The following is an 18,411-nucleotide window of genomic DNA, read 5'->3' as shown; positions in this document are numbered from 1 at the left end:
GCGTAGGCGTCCGTCGACCATCTCGTAGACGGCGTCCATCCGGTCGAGGTGTGTCGGGTCGTGAGTGACCAGAACGCACGCCGCGCCGTGTGTCCGCGTCATCGCGACGAGGAGTTCGATGATCGCGGCACCGCGTGCCGAGTCGAGCGCTGAAGTCGGCTCATCGACGAGCAGCAGCGACGGCGTGTTCATGAGTGCGCGCGCGATGTTGACGCGCTGACGTTGGCCGCCGGAGAGCTGCGCGGGAAGCTTGTGCGACTGATCGGCCAACCCGACCTGGTCGAGCAATAGTCGGGCGCGCTCACGCACCTCGCGGCGTCGGCTCGGTCCCGACCACCATCGCTGGCCGAGATGAGCGGTGACCTCCAACTGTTCGATCGCGGTCAGCGACGCGATGAGATTGGATTGCTGGAACACAAAGCCCAGGTGTTCGCGACGAGCCCGCGCGGCCTCGCCACGGGAGAGACCATTGAGTTCGACGGTGTCTCCCGACCGGGTCGCAACCGAAACGCGCCCCGAATCCGGTCGGATCAGACGGCCCGCTACGGCGAGCAGGCTCGACTTCCCAGAACCCGACGGTCCGGTGATCGCCACGATCTCGCCCGGCGCTACCGCGAGGCTGACATCCTCGAGCGCTCGCACACGCCCGGTGCCGTCGGGAAAGGTCAGCGTCACTGCCGACATATCAAGGGCAGGAACAGAATTCGTTGAGACAATCGTGCTCATCGAGCACCTCCAAGTGCGGTCAGTGGATCAGTGGTGACGAGGAATCGGAGCGCCAGCGCGGCGCCTATCAGGCCGAGCGCGATGATGGCGGCAGCGGGCAGGAGGGTCGTGGAGGTGGTCAGCACGAACGGTATTCCGCCGAGGAATCCACCGACCAGGGCAGTGATGGCCGTTCCGATCGCGGCTCCGACGACGAGCACCATCGCGGCCTGACCCAGCGCATCGCGCACCAGTGAACCGGTCGACGCGCCCAACGCCTTGAGGACCGCGATGTCGGGGATGCGCTGCACCGTCCACACCGTGAAGAAGGCGCCGATCACCAACGCCGAGATCACGAACAGCATGACTGTCATCAACGTGAGTGAACTGCTCTCGGCCTTGTAGGACGCCAGCGCTGACAGCGCATCGTCGGAACTCGTGACCGTCGTCTGTGTCGCCCGCGCGACCGCTGACATGTCGGCACCGTTCGAATCCGTGAAGGTGACAACGGTTGCGGCGCCGGCGTGCGGTGACAACTGCTGCCAGTCGCTGAGTGCCAGGTACACGACGGGACTGTGCGAGTACCAGTCGTCGCCGACGATCCGCGCAACCGTAAATGGTCGACCGCCGAGGTCGACGGGTGCTCCTTCACTCGCGTGCAGTGTCTCCGCCACCGAGGAACTCAATTCGACGCTCCCGGGTGCAGGCGAGTCGCGGTCGGTACCGATGAGCGCCACGGGCACAGGGGAGTCGGGTGCAGTGGTTGCGGCTATCCGCGACCGCGATATCCCGACGCCGACGCTATCGGGTTGCGCCGAGCGCCATGCGGCCAGTTGCGCTGCGGTGAGCGAGGATTCGTCGAACGAGGGTGCAGTTCCGGCGTCGGAGAACACCACCGAGTTGCCCGGAAGGTGTTGCACCGCCGAGATGTTCTGGTGGCGTAGGCCCGCCGTGAGTCCGCTGAGGAATGTGACGAGTATGGCCACGAGCACGACGACGAGCGCTATCAGCGCGAACCGTCCACGGGCGCGCCGCAGGTCGCGAAGCGCGACAAACATCGAGAGGTCCTTTCTGTCGCGGCGCAGCCGGCGATCCTCGTGATCGGCGGCAGCGCAGCGTCGAACTGTGGTGACTTCTTCATGCTCGGCCGCACACGCCGTAAGCGCGTCGCCCGTCGGGATGGCATCGGCTCCGCCCTCCGTGCGTGTCCTCTCCTCCTTTCGATGGATGCGCGGAGACCGAGCGCGGCTATCGTTGAAAGACATGCACCCGTCCCCACTCACCCCCGTTGTCGCTGCGTTGCGGTGGGGTCTGCACCTGCTCGCAGTCGCATTGACCGTCGTGGTGATGGTGCGCGCGTTGATCGCGACTCCGACCGACGTCGCGGCAGCGATCGTCGCGGGGGTGTGGCTCGCGGTCTACTTCGCGGGCGGTCTTGTGGTGGGCAATCGTCGGCGGGCGCTGCTGTGGCTGGCTGTACTCACCGCGGTGTGGCTGGTCGAATTGGCACTCACCGCGGAGGCGACGTATCTCGTCTTCGTCCTGTTCTTCCTCTACCTGCACCTGATGGGTAGACGCATAGGCTTGGCGGCGGTCACGTTGGCTACCGGTGTTGCGGTAGTCGGCTACGCGCTGCACAACGGATGGTCGGCGGCCGCGATCATCGGACCAGTGCTCGGTGCAGGTGTCGCCGTCGTGATCTCCGCGGGCTACGCACAGCTCTTCGCCGAGGCGCGACAGCGTGAGCGACTCATCGACGAATTGGTCGCTGCGCGAGCCGATCTCAGCGACCAGCAACAGGCCATCGGCAGAGCCGAGGAACGTGAACGGCTCGCTGCCGAAATCCACGACACCGTCGCGCAGAGCCTGTCGAGTATCCAACTCCTGTTGCACGCGGCCGAACAGTCGACCGGAGAACAAGCGGCGTCGTCGATCATGTTGGCGCGCAAAGCTGCTGGTGACGCGCTGACCGAGACCAGACGCCTCATCGCAGAGCTGTCGCCGGCGCCGCTCGACGGCTCCTCTCTGGCGGATGCACTCCGACGAGTCGCCGCCGACGCATCGGGACACGGCATCACCGTCAGCGTGCTCATCGAGGGCGACGCACAACCACTCGCCATGCCCACCGAGGCGGCGCTTGTCCGTGTGGCGCAGGGCGCGGTGTCGAACGTGGTCCGCCATTCTCACGCCGGGAGACTGCATCTCACCCTCACGTACACCGCCGACGAGGTGCACCTCGATATCGTCGACGACGGAACGGGTTTCGCGTCCGATGCGTCGGAGGGATACGGGCTCAGCACTATTCGACGGCGCGTCGACTCTCTCGGCGGACAGGTCGACATCACCTCAGACGACGGAGGTACCACCGTTGCCGTGTCATTTCCCGCGGTCTCATTTCCCGCCGTGTCATTTCCCACCGTGGCGCCTGCTGCCGCGCGGTCGGTGCAGGAGAGCGGCCGGTGATCCGCGTATTACTTGCCGACGACCATCCGATCGTGCGGGCCGGGTTGTCGGCGTTGCTCGCCAACGCCGCTGATATCGACGTGATCGGCGAGGCCGCGAAGGCCGACGACGCGGTGGCCTGGTGCGCCGACACCGCCCGATCCCCACAACCCGATGTCGTCCTGATGGATCTCCGCTTCGGAGAGGGGATTTCGGGAGTGGAGGCCACGCGGAGGATTCACGCCCTGCCACGGGCGCCGCATCTTCTCATCGTCACGAACTACGACACCGACGCCGACATCCTCGCCGCCATCGAGGCAGGGGCGAGCGGGTACCTCCTCAAGGACACCGCGCCCGCGGAACTACTGGCCGCGATCCGCGCTGCGGCGGCGGGGGAGAGTGCGCTGTCGCCGTCGGTCGCGACCCGACTGTTGACGCGGGTGCGCGCCACACCCGACACCGTGCTGACGCCACGCGAGATCGACGTCGTCGCACAGGTGGCCACGGGCCGGAGCAACCGCGAGATCGCGAAGGCGCTGCACGTGAGCGAGATGACCGTGAAGTCGCACCTGGTGCACATCTTCACCAAGCTCGGTGTCGGCTCCCGGACCGCCGCTGTTGCCAGCGCGCGTCGTCAGGGACTCATCGACTGACCGGTCAGCCGCGCACGAGACCGATCACCTCCGCCAGTCCGTCGAGATCCTTCGCCGACGGTTCGATGAACGTGAAGTACGAGATCCCGGCCGTTTCGTTGAGGTGGTTGATCCTGTCGGCCACCTCCGCAGCGCTGCCGTGGAGGATATTGACTGATTCGCGGAGCGCGGCGTCGTCGAGGTCCGGGTTTGCCCCGCGCAGCGCGGTGACATCGGGTTCGCGCCCGACGGCAAGGTCGAAGACGATCACGTTGAGTTCGAGTGCGTCGAAGCGCTCACCGGCCTCGGCACGGACGTGGGCGACTCGGTCGGCGAGCACGTCGTCGGTCGGCAGGTTGGAGAACGCGACGATGTCGGCCTTGCGTGCGGCAAGAGAGAGCACGCGGTCGCCGATCCCCGCGACCATGATCGGCGGATGCGACTGTACGAACGGCGGCGCCTGCGCGGGATCGTCGAAGGCGACGTGCAGATGGTCGACGACCTCCTCGAGATGATCGACTCGCTGGCCGGGGCGGCCGAACGGGATGCCCGCGGCGTCGAATTCGGCTTTCACATAGCCCGCACCGAGACCGATCTCGAGGCGTCCGCCGCTGAGTTGATCGACGGTTGCGAGGTCGCGTGCGAGCAGCGCGGGACTGTAGAAGGGCGCGTTGAGTACGAAGTTGCCGATCCGCAGGTCCGGTGCCTGCGCGGCAGCCGCGACGAGGGCAGGCATCGGCCCGATGAGGCCGAGATGGTCGGGCACGAGAACGACATCGGCGCCGGAATCGGCGACAGCTTGCACTTGCGCACGGAACTGATCTCCCGTGCCGGTTCCCATCAGGTTGACTCCGAAACGGATACTTCGAGTATCTGGCGACATGCCTACTACCAACCGGCGTGGCCCGAAAAGGATTCCACGCTGAAAGAATTCCGGGCAGGGCCGAAGTCAACCGGTCTCCCGGCCGGCCACTACGCCTCGACGATGATGACGTGCAGTGTGCGCGGTCCGTGGACGCCCTCCACGCGATCGAGTTCGATGTCGCTCGTCGCGCTCGGTCCGCTGATCCAGGTCTGGGGGCGGATCGCCGAGCCCTGCTCGATCAGGCGGGCCACTGCTTCGGGAACGTCGCTGACGATCTGATCGGTGCGGATCAGGCAGAGGTGGACATCGGGTACCAGTGACACGGCTCGACGACCTTGTCCCGCGCCGTGATCGAGCACGATGGTGCCGGTGTTGGCTATGCCGACCGCCACGGTGGTGATCACCGCGGACGCGGCGTCGAGTTCGGTGGGGGAGAGATCGTCATCGGACAGCCACACCGAGTCTACCCCGGACAGCAGGTCGCGGACGACGGCGTCGGCGATGATCGGACCGTCGACGTTCTCCAGCAGGGCGTTCACGTGATCCGACAGGTGCGCTGAATTGACGCGTTCGACAACGGCCTTGTAGTCGGCGACGCGCTCGGCGAATCGGTCGACGAGGCCGAGATCGCCCGTGCTCGAGGGTCGGCCGTAGACCCAGTCGACGGGTGTGACGTCGTCGGCGGGTACGTCGGCCAGTGCCGCGCGGACCCGACCGATGATCTCCTCACGTGCGGCGGTCATCGTGTCTCATCTCCAGAAGTGTTGCCGCGCTCGCGTTTCCACCACTCGCGGAACGTCTCGGCGGGTGGGACCGGGGTGTCACGCGCACTCGACCACGGAGTCATCGGCCAGGGCAGCGCGCCGAGCGTGCGCCGGTTGCCGAAGAAGCGGTGACTCACCGTCGCGGCTTTCTGCGCGGCTTCGAGTCTGCGGTGATCGGCGAAGACCTTCTCCATGGCCTTCATCGCTGCAGCTTCGGCGGTCGGAAGCCCCTTCCGATGTTCGTCGACGACGCGGGTGCGCAGATGAACGAGTATGTCCGGTATGGGAATTCGGACCGGGCACACGTCGAAGCATGCGCCGCACAGGCTCGACGCGTAGGGAAGCGATTGATCGATCTTCGACGCCGTGCCGCGCAGCTGCGGCGTGAGGATCGCGCCGATGGGACCCGGGTAGACTGAGCCGTACGCGTGCCCGCCGGTGCGCTCGTAGACCGGACACACGTTGAGGCACGCGGAGCACCGAATGCAGCGCAGGGCAGCGCGCCCGACCTCGTCGGCCAGGATGCCGGTGCGGTTGTTGTCGAGCAGGACGATGTGCACGTTCTGCGGACCGTCGCCCGCGGCGACGCCCGTCCAGACCGACGTGTACGGATTCTCGCGTTCGCCGGTGCTGGAGCGGGGTAGTACCTGCAGGAAGACCTCGAGGTCGGCCCACGTCGGCAGGATCTTCTCGATGCCCACCACGGAGATGAGCGTCTCGGGCAGCGTCAGGCACATGCGTCCATTGCCCTCGGATTCGACGACGACAAGGCTCCCGGTGTCGGCGATCGCGAAGTTGGCTCCGCTGATGCCGACCTTGGCGCGCAGGAACTTCTCACGCAGATGCACGCGTGCCGCTTCGGCCAGCCGCGCAGGCTCCTCGGTCAGGTCGTCGGGTGCGGGGCGTCCCACCTTCGCCATGTTCTGCAGAAAGATCTCGCGGACTTCACTGCGATTTCGATGGATTGCCGGCACGAGGATATGACTCGGCCAATCGTTGCCGAGTTGCACGATCAGTTCGGCGAGATCGGTCTCCCAGGCATCGATGCCTGCGGCGGCAAGCGCCTCGTTGAGTTCGATCTCCTGGGTGGCCATCGACTTGACCTTGACCACTTCCGAGGCGCCGGTGTCGCGGACCAGATCGACGACGATGCGATTGGCCTCCTCCGCGTCGCGCGCCCAATGTACCTGTGCGCCAGCGGCAGTCGCCTTCTCCTCGAACTCGAGCAGATAATCGTCGAGGTGACGTAGCGTGCGGTTCTTGATCGCCTCCGCCGCGAGTCGCAGTTCCTCCCAGTCGGCGAGTTCGTCGACAACCGCTGCGCGCTTGTGCCGGATCGTCGACGTCGCGTGCTCGAGATTGCGGCGCTGGACAGTGTTCGCCAGCTCGTGGCGGGCCGCCTTCGGGAACTTCGGCATCCCGACGAATGTCGCGGTCACCCCGACGTGCGGATGTCCGAGCCCGAAACCGTGCTGGCTCAACGCTTCCTGCTCGGCGTGCCGATCGGACTCATCGACGTGCCGATCGGACTCAACGGTCTCGCTCATGCCGGGTGCTCCTCGGTCGATGCCAGGATTTCTGCGAGGTGCATGGTCCGGACGCCCGCCCGTTCGCGGGAGAGAAGTCCCCCGATGTGTGCAAGACACGAATTGTCGCCGGCGACAAGAACTTCGGCCTCGGTGTCGCGTACATGCCTGGATTTGTCTGCGCCCATCGCCACCGAGACGTCGGCGTTCTTCATGGCGAAGGTACCTCCGAAGCCGCAACACTGTTCGGCGGCAGGCAAGTCGACGAGATCGATGCCACGTACGCTGCGCAGCAAGCGAAGTGGCTTGTCGCCGACACGCAGCATCCGTAGGGAGTGACACGTCGGGTGGTAGGTGACCCGGTGGGGAAAGTAGGCACCGACATCGGTGACGCCGAGCACGTCGATGAGAAACTCGCTGAGTTCGAAGAATCGTGGTGTCATTTCGTCGACCGCGTGGCGGAGCCGGGTGTCGCCGGTTCGGGCGGCAACGGCCGCATGTTGGTGGCGGACCGATCCGATACACGAACCCGAGGGGGCGACGATCGCGTCGTATCCGGAGAAGACGTCGACGAACTGTCGGACACCGCCAATGGCCTCGTCGGCGTAGCCGGTGTTGGTGAACATCTGCCCACAGCATGTCTGCTCGACAGGGAACTCGACTCGGACACCGAGGCGTTCGAGCAACAGCACGGTGGCGCGTGGGGTGTTCGGCCACATCGTGTCGTTGAAGCAGGTTGCGAACAGTGCGACTCTCATCGCCTGTCGTTCTCGGTTCTGCTGTGGTGCATCGCTCACCGCCGGGGCTAGAGGTCAGGGGCTAGGGGCCAGGAGTTGAAGGAGAGGGGGCTGACGAGGGGCTGGTGGCCGGTGTTCCGTGCGACCCGACCTCGCTTCGACGCTATGGCCACCGGCAGTGAGCGTCAACCGCTGCGCGCCCTACATCCGATGGGAGTGCTGCCACGGCGGTCGCGGCTATCCGTCACGCGCGGAGCGCAGCGCCTCGCGGCGGAGTTCAGCCTCGGCGAAGCGTCGTTTCTGGTCGCGGTCTCGGGCGTGAGCGGTGGTACCTCGCGCGGCCGTCCGTCGTCGCCCATGGCGACCATGGTGAAGTAGCAACTGTTGGTGTGTCGGCGAATCCCGGTATGGATGTTCTCGGTCTCGACCCTGATCCCGACCTCCATCGACGTGCGGCCGGTGTAATTGATCGACGCCGACAGGATGAGCAGCTCGCCCACGCGTATCGGTTCACGAAAGATGACGCGATCGACCGACAACGTGACCGCGTATCGACGCGAGTATCTGCTCGCGCATGCGTAGGCGACCTCGTCGAGCAGTTTGAGCAGCGTGCCGCCGTGGACGTTTCCGGTGAAGTTGGCCATGCCCGGCGTCATCAGCAATGACATCGACAGCGTCGAGCGGTCGGCGTCGGACACGTGATGAGTGCTCTCCGACGATCCGTGCCCGGCATCCATGTCGCGAATCGTAGCCCGCGATCACGGGGTCTGGCGCCCTATAGGCGCGCAAACGCCCCGCGACCGGGCAAACGCGCGTGGTACACCACGGGCGTCCGCGTAGTCGCAGGGCGTTGACAAGAACCGTTGACCCGATCGGGTCGTCACGGCAGGTGGGCAGACCTCAGGATCAGAGGTACTGGCCGCACACGGGCCATGCGCCCGGTCCCTGAGTTGCGAGTACGTTCTCCGCGACGCGGATCTGCTCCTCGCGCGACGCGCTGGACGCGCTGCCGCTGCCGCCGTTGGCCTCCCAGGTGCTCTGCGAGAACTGCAGGCCGCCGTAGTAGCCGTTGCCGGTGTTGGTTGCCCAGTTGCCGCTGCTCTCGCAGTTGGCGACGGCATCCCAGTCGTGTCCATCCGCAGAGGCGGTCGCGGTCGCGACGCCGAAGGGAGCAAGTGCGATCGCGCCGATGATTCCGGCGCGAAGGGCGGTCTTCTTCATCCGCGTGGTCATTGTTCCTCCTATCAGTCACCCGGTCAGGACAAATTGAGTGGGGTGTTCGGGTGACTCGTATTTGGACCAACGGCGACCTTACGGAGTGATCACGGAAAGGTCACATCGACTTTCTGACCTGCGCTGTGACGATTACCCAAGATAAATCTGGCATTTTTCTGAGAAATGCCTGCGCACTCCGGCGTTTCGTCGTGCTATTTCGCAAGTTTAATGAGTGCCTATACTGTGAGACAGATCACCACTATTTTGTGGTCCGGCGCACAGATATCGTCGAGTTGGTTAACGTTGAGCGCGGAGAAATGAGGACGAAATGTCGGAAATGAATTCCACCACGGTCACTGTCTCGCACGACGGGCCGCTGCGTTACCTCACGCTGACCGATCCACGACGACGCAACCCGCTCTCGACGTCGACGATGCGGGCAGCCACAACGGCGCTGCGTGAGTTCGATCAGGACCCCGGCGTACGTGTGGTCGTCATTCGGGCAGAAGGACCCGCCTTTTCTGCGGGACACGACCTCACCGAACTCGTCGACAGAACTCTCGCGGACGAGGAGGCGGTGTTCGCGACGTGTGTCGAGCTGATGGCGACCATCCACGAGATCCGTCAACCGGTCATCGCGCAGGTCGCGGGGGCCGCCTTCGCGGCGGGATGCCAGCTCGTCGCCGCGTGCGATCTCGCCGTGGCGTCCACAGCGGCATCGTTCAGTACGCCGGGCGTACGGATCGGATTGTTCTGCTCGACGCCGATGGTGGCGCTGACCAGGGCGATCGGGCGTAAGCGTGCGATGAAGATGCTGCTGACCGGAGACCCGATCGACGCGGCGACCGCGGCGGATTGGGGGTTGATCAATGACGTCGTCGAACCGGAAGCTCTCGATGACACCGTCCGTGGTCTTGCGCTGCGGATTGCGGCGTCGAGTGCGTCGACCCTGATGATCGGGAAGCGTGCCTTCTATCGGCAGATCGACGAGCCCGAGCCGCAGGCGTACCGCTCGATGAGTTCGACGATGGCCACCAACGCGATGACGTGTGACGCACAGGAGGGGATCACGGCTTTTCTCGCAAAGCGAGAGCCGGTCTGGTCAGATCGCTGACGAGACCATCAGGCGATGCTTTCACCGCCACCTCTCTCCTCGCCATCCCTGCTGTCGCTGTTGTCGCTGTCGCCCGCGCGTAGAGTCTGGTTCTCGACCTTGCGGATCCGCTCCTCCCGATCGTTGTGACGTCGCGCGTCCTCGACCTCGTCCGTGGTCGGTCGACCCGACGAGACCAGTACGTCAGCCCAGCGGGTCGACGGATCGATGTCGATCAGGAGCGACTTGCACAGCAGCGTGAGTGGGATGGCGAGAAGCGCACCGAGCGGGCCGATCACCCAAGCCCAGAAGATCAGCGACAGGAACGTGACCGTCGTGGTGAGACCGACGGAGTCGCCGACGAACTTGGGCTGGATCACCGACTGGATCACGAAGTTGATCACCGAATAGACGATGATGACCCACAACGCGAGCGTCCAGCCTCCGTCGAGGAGTGCCAGGATCGCGGGCGGGATGACTCCGAGCACGAAGCCGATGTTCGGGATGTAGTTGGTGATGAACGAGAGCAGGCCCCACAGCAGCGGGAGCGGAATGCCCATCAGCCACAGGGCGCCGGTATCGAAGACGGCCACGATCAGGCCGAACACCGTCGAGACGACGAGATAGTTACGCGTGCCCGAGGCAAACGTCTGAAACGCGTGCGCCACGTCGGGGCGAACCTTCTTCAGAACGTCGAAACGTTCGTCGGCGTTGATCGAGTCGACGGCCATGAACAGCAGAACGGTGAGCACCAAGATGAGAGCCGACGCCGCGCTCGCCGTGCTCGACACGACGTCGCCGACGACATCGAATACCTTGCCCGCGTCGACGTGCGAGAGCATGTCGTTGACCTTGTCCTGTCCGATGCCGTGGTCGGACAGTGCTTTTTGGATGTCGTCGATGAGGTCGTTGAACTTGTCGCTGTACTGGGGGAGGATCGTCGCGAGCCGGGCGATGCAGTAGATGACCGAACCGAACAGCCCGAGGATGATCCCGTAGACCAGTAGGACCGTCGCGAGGAATGCGGCCCACTTGGGCCAGCCCTTGCGTCGCAACCAGCCGGGCAACGGGGCAACAGCGACGGTCATGATCAGGCCGAGGAACACGGGCCCGACGATCGATCCGATCGATTTGATTCCCAAGACCGCGACAACGATGCCCGCGATGGTCAGCAGCACCACCGTTCCCCGGGGAAGTGCCCAGGTCGGCGAACCCGGGTCGTTGATTGCCTTGTCGTCGATAACCTTGTCGTCGGCAACTTCGCCGTCAATGACCTTGTCGTCAGTCGCGTCTTCGTCCGCCATGTCGACCTTTCTGTCGGCGTCGGCCCCCGCAGATATCCCTTGTGACGCAGCAATCCCGATGGCGCAGCCGTACTGCCTCTGTTGCCGCGCCCGTTATGACGGTTATGACGAAGAAACCCGTCGGGCAAAGCATATAGACGCTCGTGCCAATCGCGAGAGCGAAACACGCGTATGGACTCGGGCTCAGTCGATCCAATTTAGGGTGTACAGATCCTGCCAGCGGATGTCGATGTGTCGGCGTGCGGTCGCAGAGGTCGATGGTCCGAGCGTCGACGCCAGCACGGCGTCGGCGACCTCGCGCACGCGATCGGAATCGACGACGAGATCGTCGTGGTAGCGGGCGATCAGCCCGATACGCACCCGACTGACAGCGTTCTCCGGGCTGCCCTGCGACTGCAGGTTCTCGCCGGTGTCGGGGATCTCGCTGCCGTCGGGGCTGTCGAGTTCCACCAGCACGACGAGTCGGCCGAGGGTGTGCCGGATGCGTGTGGCGAGTAGTTGTTTGACGACGCGGTCGTTGACGCGCACGGTGCCGTCGTCGGTGTCGAGAATGCGGCCGCTGCGTCGGACTCGTCCGAGCTTTCCCGTGATCGACGTGATCAGCCGGGCGATGTAACGGTCGGGTTCCTCGAGTCGGCGACTCGCGTCCACGAGCCACGCGTCGGTCTCGTCGGAGTCGTCGTCGAGTCTCTCGTAGCGGTCGTCGAAGTCCGTGTCGGGAGAACCTGCGCCGCGCGTTGTCCTGCCTGCTCGCGTCATCGTCGTCCTCCTCTCAGCGAACGTGACCCGGTAGTTGATGGCCCTGTACCTGATTGCCCTGTACTCGCCGGCCCTGTACGTGTTCGCCCTGTGTTGTCGGGCCCTCGGCCGGGTTTCTCAGCGTTGGTTGCGTCGTCATTGGTTGCGCCGTCATTGGTTGCGTCGGGACGCCACGGGGCAAGGCGGGTCGCGAGGTAGCGCCGACTTCGTTGCAGATGCCCGCGGACCGAGCCGACGGAGATCTGCAAGACCCGAGAGATCTCGGTGAGCGAGAGTCCCTCGGCTTCTCGCAGCCACCATACGGCGCGCGATGTCTCCGGAAGGGTCGTCAGTTCTCGACGCAGCGCTTCGACGAGAGACGTGTGCAGCACGTCGTCGGCAGGAAGGGGATGGGGGTCGGTGAGGTCGGCGAAGCGTTCTTCCGCGGTCGGGATGTCGCGACGTCGACGCCAGTGGTCGACGGTTCTGCGGTGTGCAATCCCGAACATCCACGTCTTGAACGAACTGCGGAATGCGAAATCGGGTAGTCCGCGCCATGCGTCGAGGAGTGTGTCCTGGGCCAGATCCTCCGCGGTCTGCGGATCGTCGACCATGCGGCGTAGGTAGCGCAGCAGGGAGGGGGAGAGCTTTCCGACGAGGACCGAGAACGCCTCGGCGTCGCCCGCTGCCGCGGCGGCAGCGAGTTCATCCTCGGAGAAGTCGCTCAGCGCGGGCGCCTGTGTCGACGGACCGGGAGCCGAACGCAGCGTCGGACCCGGCGTGCCCGCGTGTCGGCCTGCCGCTGACGGTGACTCGTCACTGTGTCCGGGGTCACGCGAATTCACGCGTGCAGATATCGGATTCACTACGACTGACCTTATACGGGAGCGATGGGGAAGCGGGTCATAGATCCCCGCCGTCATCGCTCCCCATTCCGGCGACCGCCGGACGGCGTGCCGAGAAGTTGGCACGTGCGGTCGAGGTTGTCGGGATGCCGTCGTCTGACCATCTACATCGGATGAGAACGAGGAAAGAGGAGCGTCATGGCCGAGAGCGCAGCCACAGGAACCGCAACCAATCAGTCGAGCACAGGCAGCACCGAGAGCGCCAAGAGCAGCGCCGTCGCGCTGACCGACGCCTCCAAGAAGGTGGCGCCCGCCGGAGAACGCGGTAAGACGTCGATCGCCGACCAGGTGGTCGCCAAGATCGCGGGCATCGCAACCCGCGAGATCAACGGCGTCTACGACGTCGGCGGCACGACCGAACGCATGGTCGGCAAGGTCCGCGAGGTGATCCCGGGTACGGGCACCAGCACCACTCAGGGCATCAACGTCGAGGTCGGGGAGCGGCAGGCCGCTGTCGACGTCTCGATCGTCGCCGACTACGGCGTCGCCATTCACCAACTCGCTGCGGCAATCCGACGCAACGTGATCACCTCGATCGAGCAGATGACCGGACTCGAGGTGACGGAGGTGAATGTCACCGTGCACGACATCCACTTCGGCGACGATGACGACGACTCGTCGAGCGCGCCGCGGGTGCAGTGATGTCTGAGTCGTCGTCGCTGTCGGGGTCGTCGCTGTCCGGCGGCGCAGGCGATCAGGACGCCGCCACCCGCTCCGATGTCGGAGCGGGGTCGGTGGCGCAGAAGGTCGCAGCGGCGGCGGAGGCGGTGCCCGGGGTCACGGGGCTGCACGCCGGAGTCTTCGGTGAAGTCGCGACGTATCTGCCCGGTAGCCGGGTCAGCGGTGTGCGCATGTCCGACGACTCGGGCGAGGTACACATCGTCGTCGACATCAACCACGACCTGCGAGCGGTCGCCGACGAGGTCGTCACGGTCGCGTCGCAGGTAGCAGGCGTACCCGTCTCGGTGGTCGTCGAGGACATCTCGGTCGGACCCACCGAGTCTCACGACGAACCCCAGACCACATCAGGCGAGACCACGTCAGCCGGGACCACATCAGGCGGGGATACCCCAGCCGGAGAGATCCCCGTTGGCGACATTCCCGTCGGTGACATCCCAATCGGTGACATCCCCATCGGTGACATCCCCGTCGCCGATACATCGACGCAGGCACATCCAACTCGATCAACAGAGGTGAACAACGATGAGTAACAACGCGGTGATCGGTCTGATTGTCGGATTGCTCCTCGCACTCGCGGCAACGACCGGTGGCTTCACCGGCTTCATCCTGGCCATCGTGCTCGGAGCGGTGGGACTGGTCATCGGGCTACACCGCGACGGTGTGCTCGATCTCGGTCGATTGCTGAAGAGCCGGAACCGTGGCTGATGCGGTCACCGTCACCCGTGGCGATCTAGGCGCGTCGGCGGTCGGTACAGCAGCGCCGGCCTTGTCGCCAGAGGCTGCCGACGCGTCCGATCCCGGGGCACGCGGAAGTCTGGTCCTCGACGACCGCGTCGGCGAGAAGATCGCAGAACGAGCCGCACTCGGGGTAGACGGGGTGATCGAATCCGACGGCAAGGGCGCGTCGGTACTGAACGCGCTCAACCCACTCGCGGGTGGGTATCCGTCCGCGTCGACGGACATGTCGCAGACCGCGCCGACCATCACACTCACGGTCGCGCTTCTGTGGCCGTGCGCGGTTGCCGCGGTCTGTGCCGAGGTGCGTGATCACGTCGCGGCAGAGGTCACTCGGCTGACCGGAGTTCGCCCCGGACGGGTGGATGTGACAGTCGCCGAGATCGTGACGACGGCACAGGCAAAGAGCCGTCGCGCAGGGTTTGTCGAGATCCCGAACCCGACGACCCCATCGGAGGTTTCCGAAGAATCGCCGGAGGGTCGGGCCACCCGCAGCGAGCGGGTCACCGACAGCGATGAGGAGGAGTCATGAGCACGACCACGCCGGACGCCGCCCCAAAGGACGAGAACACGGCGGACAAGAGCACAGCGGGCAAGAGCACGGGGGACAAGAACACAGCGGGCAAGAACGAGCGCGCCGTCATTGAGGCGCGTACCGCTGACACCCACAAGGGCAAGGTCTTCGTCCCGGCAGCAGGGCCGAAATCCGTTGTGTCCGGCGTGATCATCGGCGTCGCATTGCTCGCATTGGTCGCGGTCGCCATCCACGACCTGCTCGTCGAGGCGGGTTGGGTGTCGGGCACGCGGTGGCTGCAGGCCGCTGCCGACTGGCTCGACGGCGCAACGTGGCAGGACTGGATGTGGGCTGCGGCAGTCGGTTTCATCATCGTGGGCCTTCTCCTGGTGTGGACGGCTCTCGCTCCGCGTCGGCGCACTCACGTCAGCCTCGGCGATTTCGAGGTCCTGTGGACTCGACGCGGCGACGTCGCACGCCGATTCAGCACAGCGGCGCTGTCGGTGCCGGGCGTCGAACACGCGACAACGGTCGTCGGACGACGGCGTGCCAAGGTCCTCGTCACCACCGATTCCGCGGTCGACGAGTCGGCGCTTCGCGACACGCTCGAAAGCGTTGCGTCGTCGTTGGAGAAGAAGATGCGCGTGAAGCTCAAGGTGGTCACTCGACACAAGAAGGGGGCATCGCGATGAACCGCGGACCCGCGTCATTTCACCGGATCACGGCAGGACTGATCGGTCTGATCTGCCTCGTCGTCGGAGTGGGTGCTGTTCTGTGGAAACTCAACGTGCCCAAGGTTCGTGACTGGGCCGATCACCTCGATTCGGGCTGGCCCGCCCGCCTCGACGGCACGGACTGGTGGACGGTGCTGCTGTTCGGAATCGTCATCATCGGTCTGATCTGGGGATGGTCGCTGATCTCAACGGCCATTCGCCCGAGCAAGGTCGACGACCTCGAGCTCGCGGGCAGCAACGACGACGGCGAACTGATCGTCGCGCCCAAACTGATCGCGAACGCGGTCGCCGCCGACCTCGCCGGACACACGATGTTCGACGATGTCTCGGCCAAGGCCCTCGACGACAGAGGTCGCAAACTCATCAGGGTCACCGTGACGGCGCCGCCGACGTACTCCTACGACGACGTCGCCGCTGTGCTCGGACCAGAAATTGAACTGATCCGGGCTGCGGTGGACGGTTCTGACGTCCACGTCCAGGGTCTCGTTCACTTCGAAACCCCCAAGGGCTGACGGGATCTCGCCCGATGCAGCGGTTGTCGGCCACGGATGTGGTGCCGTACTGGATGGCGCCGATCATCCCCAACGACCAGTTCGTGGTCTACATCTTCGCCGACGACCGGCCGGTCGACGCCGCTGAGCTCGCAGCGTGGATCGCGACGAGGGCGGCGAACATCGCGGACCTGAGGCTGCGCGTCCTCGACATACCGTTCACGCTCGATCGGCCCTACTGGGTGCACGCCGATATTCTGCCGCGGCAGTTCGTCGTCGACGACGCCGCGCTCACCTGGCAGGAATGTCTCGCGATTCTGGCCGATCGGATGGCCGAGCAGCTCGATCCGACCGAGATGGCTTGGCGGGTACATCTTTTCGCTCACGTGTCGTCGGTTCCGGGCACGGGAGCTCTCGGTGACGAGGTTCCGGACGCCGCCGGACCGAGAGGTGGCGATGGTCGCGGCGTCGTCGTGACCCTGCAGTTCTCGCACGCACTCGGGGACGGTCGGCGCACCGCGGCGATCGCCCGCGAACTCTTCGGACAAGTGGCCCCATCACCCGCCACCTCCGCGTATCCGATACGCGCACTTCCGGATTCGGCTCTACGGGCCGCGGGAGCGGTGGTCGGGGCGGCGCGCCTGCCCGCGCAGTTCGCTTCGATGATCGCTCGCGGATTCGTTGCCTGGCAACGGTATCGGGCTTCTCCGCCACAGCAGAGCGGCGGTGTGCCGCTCTCACGCCTGAATCGCGCACCGGGAGCGGGTCGAACCCTGCGCACGATCACCGTGGAGCGCGAGGCTCTGCGTATCGGTGACCTCGGTGTCACAGTCGGTGCGCTGGTGGCCATTTCGCTGGCACTGCCGACGTTCCTCGCCGATCCCGAGGGCAGTCTCGTCGTCGAGCTCACCGTCGCACGGTCACCAAAGAAGGCGGTGCGCAACAACTTTCGTAACGTCGGCGTCGACCTCCACGTCGACGAGCCGGATCTCGCGCAGCGGGCTCGTCTGATCGCCGCCGAGATCGACACCGCCCGTCGCGCCGACGACGATCCGGCGCGCGTCGCATCGCGTGCGGCAACCGCCGCGACTCCCGCGGCGTTGACCCGGTGGGGCATCGGACACTTCGATCCGACGTTGGTTCCCGAGAACATCACCGGGGTCACCGTTGTGTCGTCGGTGAATCGGGGTGCGGGCGACCTCGCGCTCGATGGCAGACCGGTCCTCGCGACAACAGGCTTCCCCGCGCTGTCTCCCGTGCAAGGGCTGACGCACGGCGTGCACGGAATCGCCGATCGAGTCACCATCTCGGTGACGACGTCGCCGGAAATCGCTCCCGACGTCGACGACTACGTGACGTTGTTGTCCGAAGCGATCGACCGGCTCGGGACCCTCCGACCCCACAGCGTCAAAGCTGGTCGTGTGGCGCCCGCGATGGATCGTGGCCGCTCGGAAGAGAATTCCGTGGGCCACGTGTGAGCCGCTTCGGCAGCCGGTCGGCGAGTCCGCCGAGCGGTGCAACAGTCTGGTTGAGAAGATCGACGGTCTCGGCGAGCTCGTGGACCGTGTCCTGCATCGCGATGAGATTCGGGGCGAGCGTCGCGATGACCTCTGTCAGTTCGGTGATGCGATCGAGCGTGCCGCCGGGCGTGATGGCGCGCTCGACCGCGCCGTTCTCGCCGACGAGTTGATCGAGAAGACCACCGTCGGCCGCGAGCCTGTCGAGGACACCACCGGGTTCTGTCGCCTTCTCCAACACTCCACCGGGAGCGGTGAGTTGGTCGACGATCCCACCCTCGGACGTCAGACGCTCGAGGATGCCCTCGTTCTCGGTGAACTGGTCGACGACGCCGCCCTCGCGGGTGAGTCGGTCGAGCGGTCCGTCCTTGGCGGTCAGCCGGACGAGAATGCCGTTCTCGTCGGTGATCTGGTCGAAGATCCCGCCCGGGGCCGTCAACTTCTCGAGGAGGCCGTCCTTGGCGGTGAGGCGATCGATGACGCCACCGGGAGTGACCAGTCGCTCGAGTGGACCTCCCGGCGCGATAAGCCTGCCCAGCGGGCGGTCGGGTGACATCAGATCGCTCAGCTGAGCCAGCAGCGCGAGCGGGGCGCGTGCACCGCCGAGTTCGGCGCCCGAGACCCCGATGGCCTGCCCGATCTCGTGCTGCACACTCGTCGCGGTCACTCGCGCGATGGTGACCGCCGATTCCGCGGCGGTCAGTGCCACACCTGCTATCGCGAACCCTAGGCGGAACGGCAGGTCGACGGCCGAGCGCAGGTCCACAGGCACGATGTCGACATCGGTGTCACGTTCTTCGACCACCACGACAC

General features: G+C 65.5%; 20 protein-coding genes and 2 pseudogenes. 10 read left to right on the top strand and 12 right to left on the bottom strand.

What is annotated here, in order from left to right:
- Window positions 1-3: 3 nt before the first annotated feature.
- Window positions 4-726, bottom strand: a pseudogene (locus A5766_RS09490) (ABC transporter ATP-binding protein); the annotation flags it as partial.
- A complete protein-coding gene (locus tag A5766_RS09485; protein ID WP_005207734.1) occupies window positions 723-1,763 on the bottom strand; it encodes an ABC transporter permease in 1,041 nt (346 codons plus the stop codon). The pseudogene A5766_RS09490 and the gene A5766_RS09485, both read right to left, overlap by 4 nt.
- A gap of 205 nt (window positions 1,764-1,968) precedes the next feature.
- Here A5766_RS09485 and A5766_RS09480 point away from each other — a divergent pair, with 205 nt between their 5' ends.
- Both A5766_RS09480 and A5766_RS09475 read left to right on the top strand, forming a co-directional pair.
- Window positions 1,969-3,168: a sensor histidine kinase gene (locus tag A5766_RS09480; RefSeq protein ID WP_039856503.1), complete on the top strand. Its 1,200-nt coding sequence runs from the start codon at window positions 1,969-1,971 to the stop codon at window positions 3,166-3,168.
- The gene (locus tag A5766_RS09475; protein WP_005207736.1) at window positions 3,165-3,800 is read left to right on the top strand and encodes a response regulator transcription factor; all 636 of its coding nucleotides are present in this window, start codon (window positions 3,165-3,167) and stop codon (window positions 3,798-3,800) included. Before A5766_RS09480 ends, A5766_RS09475 begins: the two co-directional genes overlap by 4 nt.
- Before the next feature lie 4 nt (window positions 3,801-3,804).
- On the opposite strand, the gene A5766_RS09470 is transcribed toward A5766_RS09475, so the two are convergent.
- The 6 genes and pseudogenes from A5766_RS09470 to A5766_RS09445 all read right to left on the bottom strand — a co-directional run bounded on the left by A5766_RS09470 (window position 3,805) and on the right by A5766_RS09445 (window position 8,904).
- Entirely contained in the window at window positions 3,805-4,662 is an 858-nt protein-coding gene (locus A5766_RS09470; RefSeq protein ID WP_039856505.1) for a TIGR03621 family F420-dependent LLM class oxidoreductase, read from the bottom strand.
- 89 nt (window positions 4,663-4,751) lie between these two features.
- Window positions 4,752-5,387 carry a LutC/YkgG family protein gene (locus A5766_RS09465; RefSeq protein ID WP_064904373.1) on the bottom strand — a complete coding sequence of 212 codons (636 nt, stop codon included), beginning with the start codon at window positions 5,385-5,387 and terminating at the stop codon, window positions 4,752-4,754.
- Window positions 5,384-6,826 carry a LutB/LldF family L-lactate oxidation iron-sulfur protein gene (locus A5766_RS09460; protein ID WP_168431295.1) on the bottom strand — a complete coding sequence of 481 codons (1,443 nt, stop codon included), beginning with the start codon at window positions 6,824-6,826 and terminating at the stop codon, window positions 5,384-5,386. The genes A5766_RS09465 and A5766_RS09460 overlap by 4 nt, the downstream gene beginning before the upstream one ends.
- 125 nt (window positions 6,827-6,951) lie before the next feature.
- Window positions 6,952-7,692 carry a (Fe-S)-binding protein gene (locus tag A5766_RS09455; RefSeq protein WP_064867210.1) on the bottom strand — a complete coding sequence of 247 codons (741 nt, stop codon included), beginning with the start codon at window positions 7,690-7,692 and terminating at the stop codon, window positions 6,952-6,954.
- Between the two features lie 216 nt (window positions 7,693-7,908).
- Window positions 7,909-8,408: pseudogene (locus A5766_RS09450) on the bottom strand (acyl-CoA thioesterase).
- Window positions 8,409-8,577: 169 nt separating this feature from the next.
- Window positions 8,578-8,904, bottom strand: coding sequence for a transglycosylase family protein (locus A5766_RS09445; protein WP_005207410.1), 327 nt, complete (start codon window positions 8,902-8,904; stop codon window positions 8,578-8,580).
- Between the two features lie 310 nt (window positions 8,905-9,214).
- Between A5766_RS09445 and A5766_RS09440 the strand changes: the two genes are divergently transcribed.
- Entirely contained in the window at window positions 9,215-10,000 is a 786-nt protein-coding gene (locus A5766_RS09440; protein ID WP_005207409.1) for an enoyl-CoA hydratase, read from the top strand.
- An 8-nt stretch (window positions 10,001-10,008) separates the two neighbouring features.
- Here the strand turns inward: A5766_RS09440 and A5766_RS09435 are convergent, their stop codons facing one another.
- The 3 genes from A5766_RS09435 to A5766_RS24980 all read right to left on the bottom strand — a co-directional run bounded on the left by A5766_RS09435 (window position 10,009) and on the right by A5766_RS24980 (window position 12,749).
- Window positions 10,009-11,283, bottom strand: a complete 1,275-nt coding sequence (locus tag A5766_RS09435; RefSeq protein WP_064904371.1) for an AI-2E family transporter — start codon at window positions 11,281-11,283, stop codon at window positions 10,009-10,011.
- Window positions 11,284-11,466: 183 nt separating this feature from the next.
- Window positions 11,467-12,042 carry a hypothetical protein gene (locus A5766_RS09430; protein ID WP_005207407.1) on the bottom strand — a complete coding sequence of 192 codons (576 nt, stop codon included), beginning with the start codon at window positions 12,040-12,042 and terminating at the stop codon, window positions 11,467-11,469.
- Window positions 12,039-12,749, bottom strand: coding sequence for an RNA polymerase sigma factor (locus tag A5766_RS24980; RefSeq protein ID WP_373278553.1), 711 nt, complete (start codon window positions 12,747-12,749; stop codon window positions 12,039-12,041). The genes A5766_RS09430 and A5766_RS24980 overlap by 4 nt, the downstream gene beginning before the upstream one ends.
- Window positions 12,750-13,064: 315 nt before the next feature.
- Between A5766_RS24980 and A5766_RS09420 the strand changes: the two genes are divergently transcribed.
- From A5766_RS09420 to A5766_RS09390, 7 genes are read left to right on the top strand one after another with little or no spacing between them, the layout of a single operon-like run.
- Window positions 13,065-13,568, top strand: a complete 504-nt coding sequence (locus A5766_RS09420) for an Asp23/Gls24 family envelope stress response protein (RefSeq protein WP_005207405.1) — start codon at window positions 13,065-13,067, stop codon at window positions 13,566-13,568.
- The gene (locus A5766_RS24975) at window positions 13,568-14,137 is read left to right on the top strand and encodes a hypothetical protein (protein ID WP_005207404.1); all 570 of its coding nucleotides are present in this window, start codon (window positions 13,568-13,570) and stop codon (window positions 14,135-14,137) included. The genes A5766_RS09420 and A5766_RS24975 overlap by 1 nt, the downstream gene beginning before the upstream one ends.
- Window positions 14,130-14,312 (top strand): DUF2273 domain-containing protein, encoded by a 183-nt coding sequence (locus tag A5766_RS09410; protein ID WP_005207403.1) that lies wholly within the window; start codon window positions 14,130-14,132, stop codon window positions 14,310-14,312. The genes A5766_RS24975 and A5766_RS09410 overlap by 8 nt, the downstream gene beginning before the upstream one ends.
- Window positions 14,305-14,874, top strand: coding sequence for an Asp23/Gls24 family envelope stress response protein (locus A5766_RS09405; protein ID WP_064904369.1), 570 nt, complete (start codon window positions 14,305-14,307; stop codon window positions 14,872-14,874). The genes A5766_RS09410 and A5766_RS09405 overlap by 8 nt, the downstream gene beginning before the upstream one ends.
- Complete coding sequence (locus tag A5766_RS09400; RefSeq protein WP_064904367.1) at window positions 14,871-15,548, top strand: DUF6286 domain-containing protein; 678 nt, start codon at window positions 14,871-14,873, stop codon at window positions 15,546-15,548. Before A5766_RS09405 ends, A5766_RS09400 begins: the two co-directional genes overlap by 4 nt.
- Window positions 15,545-16,102 (top strand): hypothetical protein, encoded by a 558-nt coding sequence (locus A5766_RS09395; protein ID WP_005207400.1) that lies wholly within the window; start codon window positions 15,545-15,547, stop codon window positions 16,100-16,102. The genes A5766_RS09400 and A5766_RS09395 overlap by 4 nt, the downstream gene beginning before the upstream one ends.
- A gap of 14 nt (window positions 16,103-16,116) precedes the next feature.
- Complete coding sequence (locus tag A5766_RS09390) at window positions 16,117-17,559, top strand: WS/DGAT domain-containing protein (protein WP_064904365.1); 1,443 nt, start codon at window positions 16,117-16,119, stop codon at window positions 17,557-17,559.
- On the opposite strand, the gene A5766_RS09385 is transcribed toward A5766_RS09390, so the two are convergent.
- A complete protein-coding gene (locus A5766_RS09385; protein ID WP_039856265.1) occupies window positions 17,489-18,403 on the bottom strand; it encodes a hypothetical protein in 915 nt (304 codons plus the stop codon). The genes A5766_RS09390 and A5766_RS09385 overlap by 71 nt on opposite strands.
- Between the last annotated feature and the right edge of the window lie 8 nt (window positions 18,404-18,411).

The sequence above is a fragment of the Gordonia sp. 852002-51296_SCH5728562-b genome (assembly GCF_001665475.1).
GTDB classification, from domain to species: Bacteria; Actinomycetota; Actinomycetes; order Mycobacteriales; family Mycobacteriaceae; genus Gordonia; species Gordonia sputi.
This window is presented reverse-complemented; position numbering and strand designations above follow the sequence as displayed.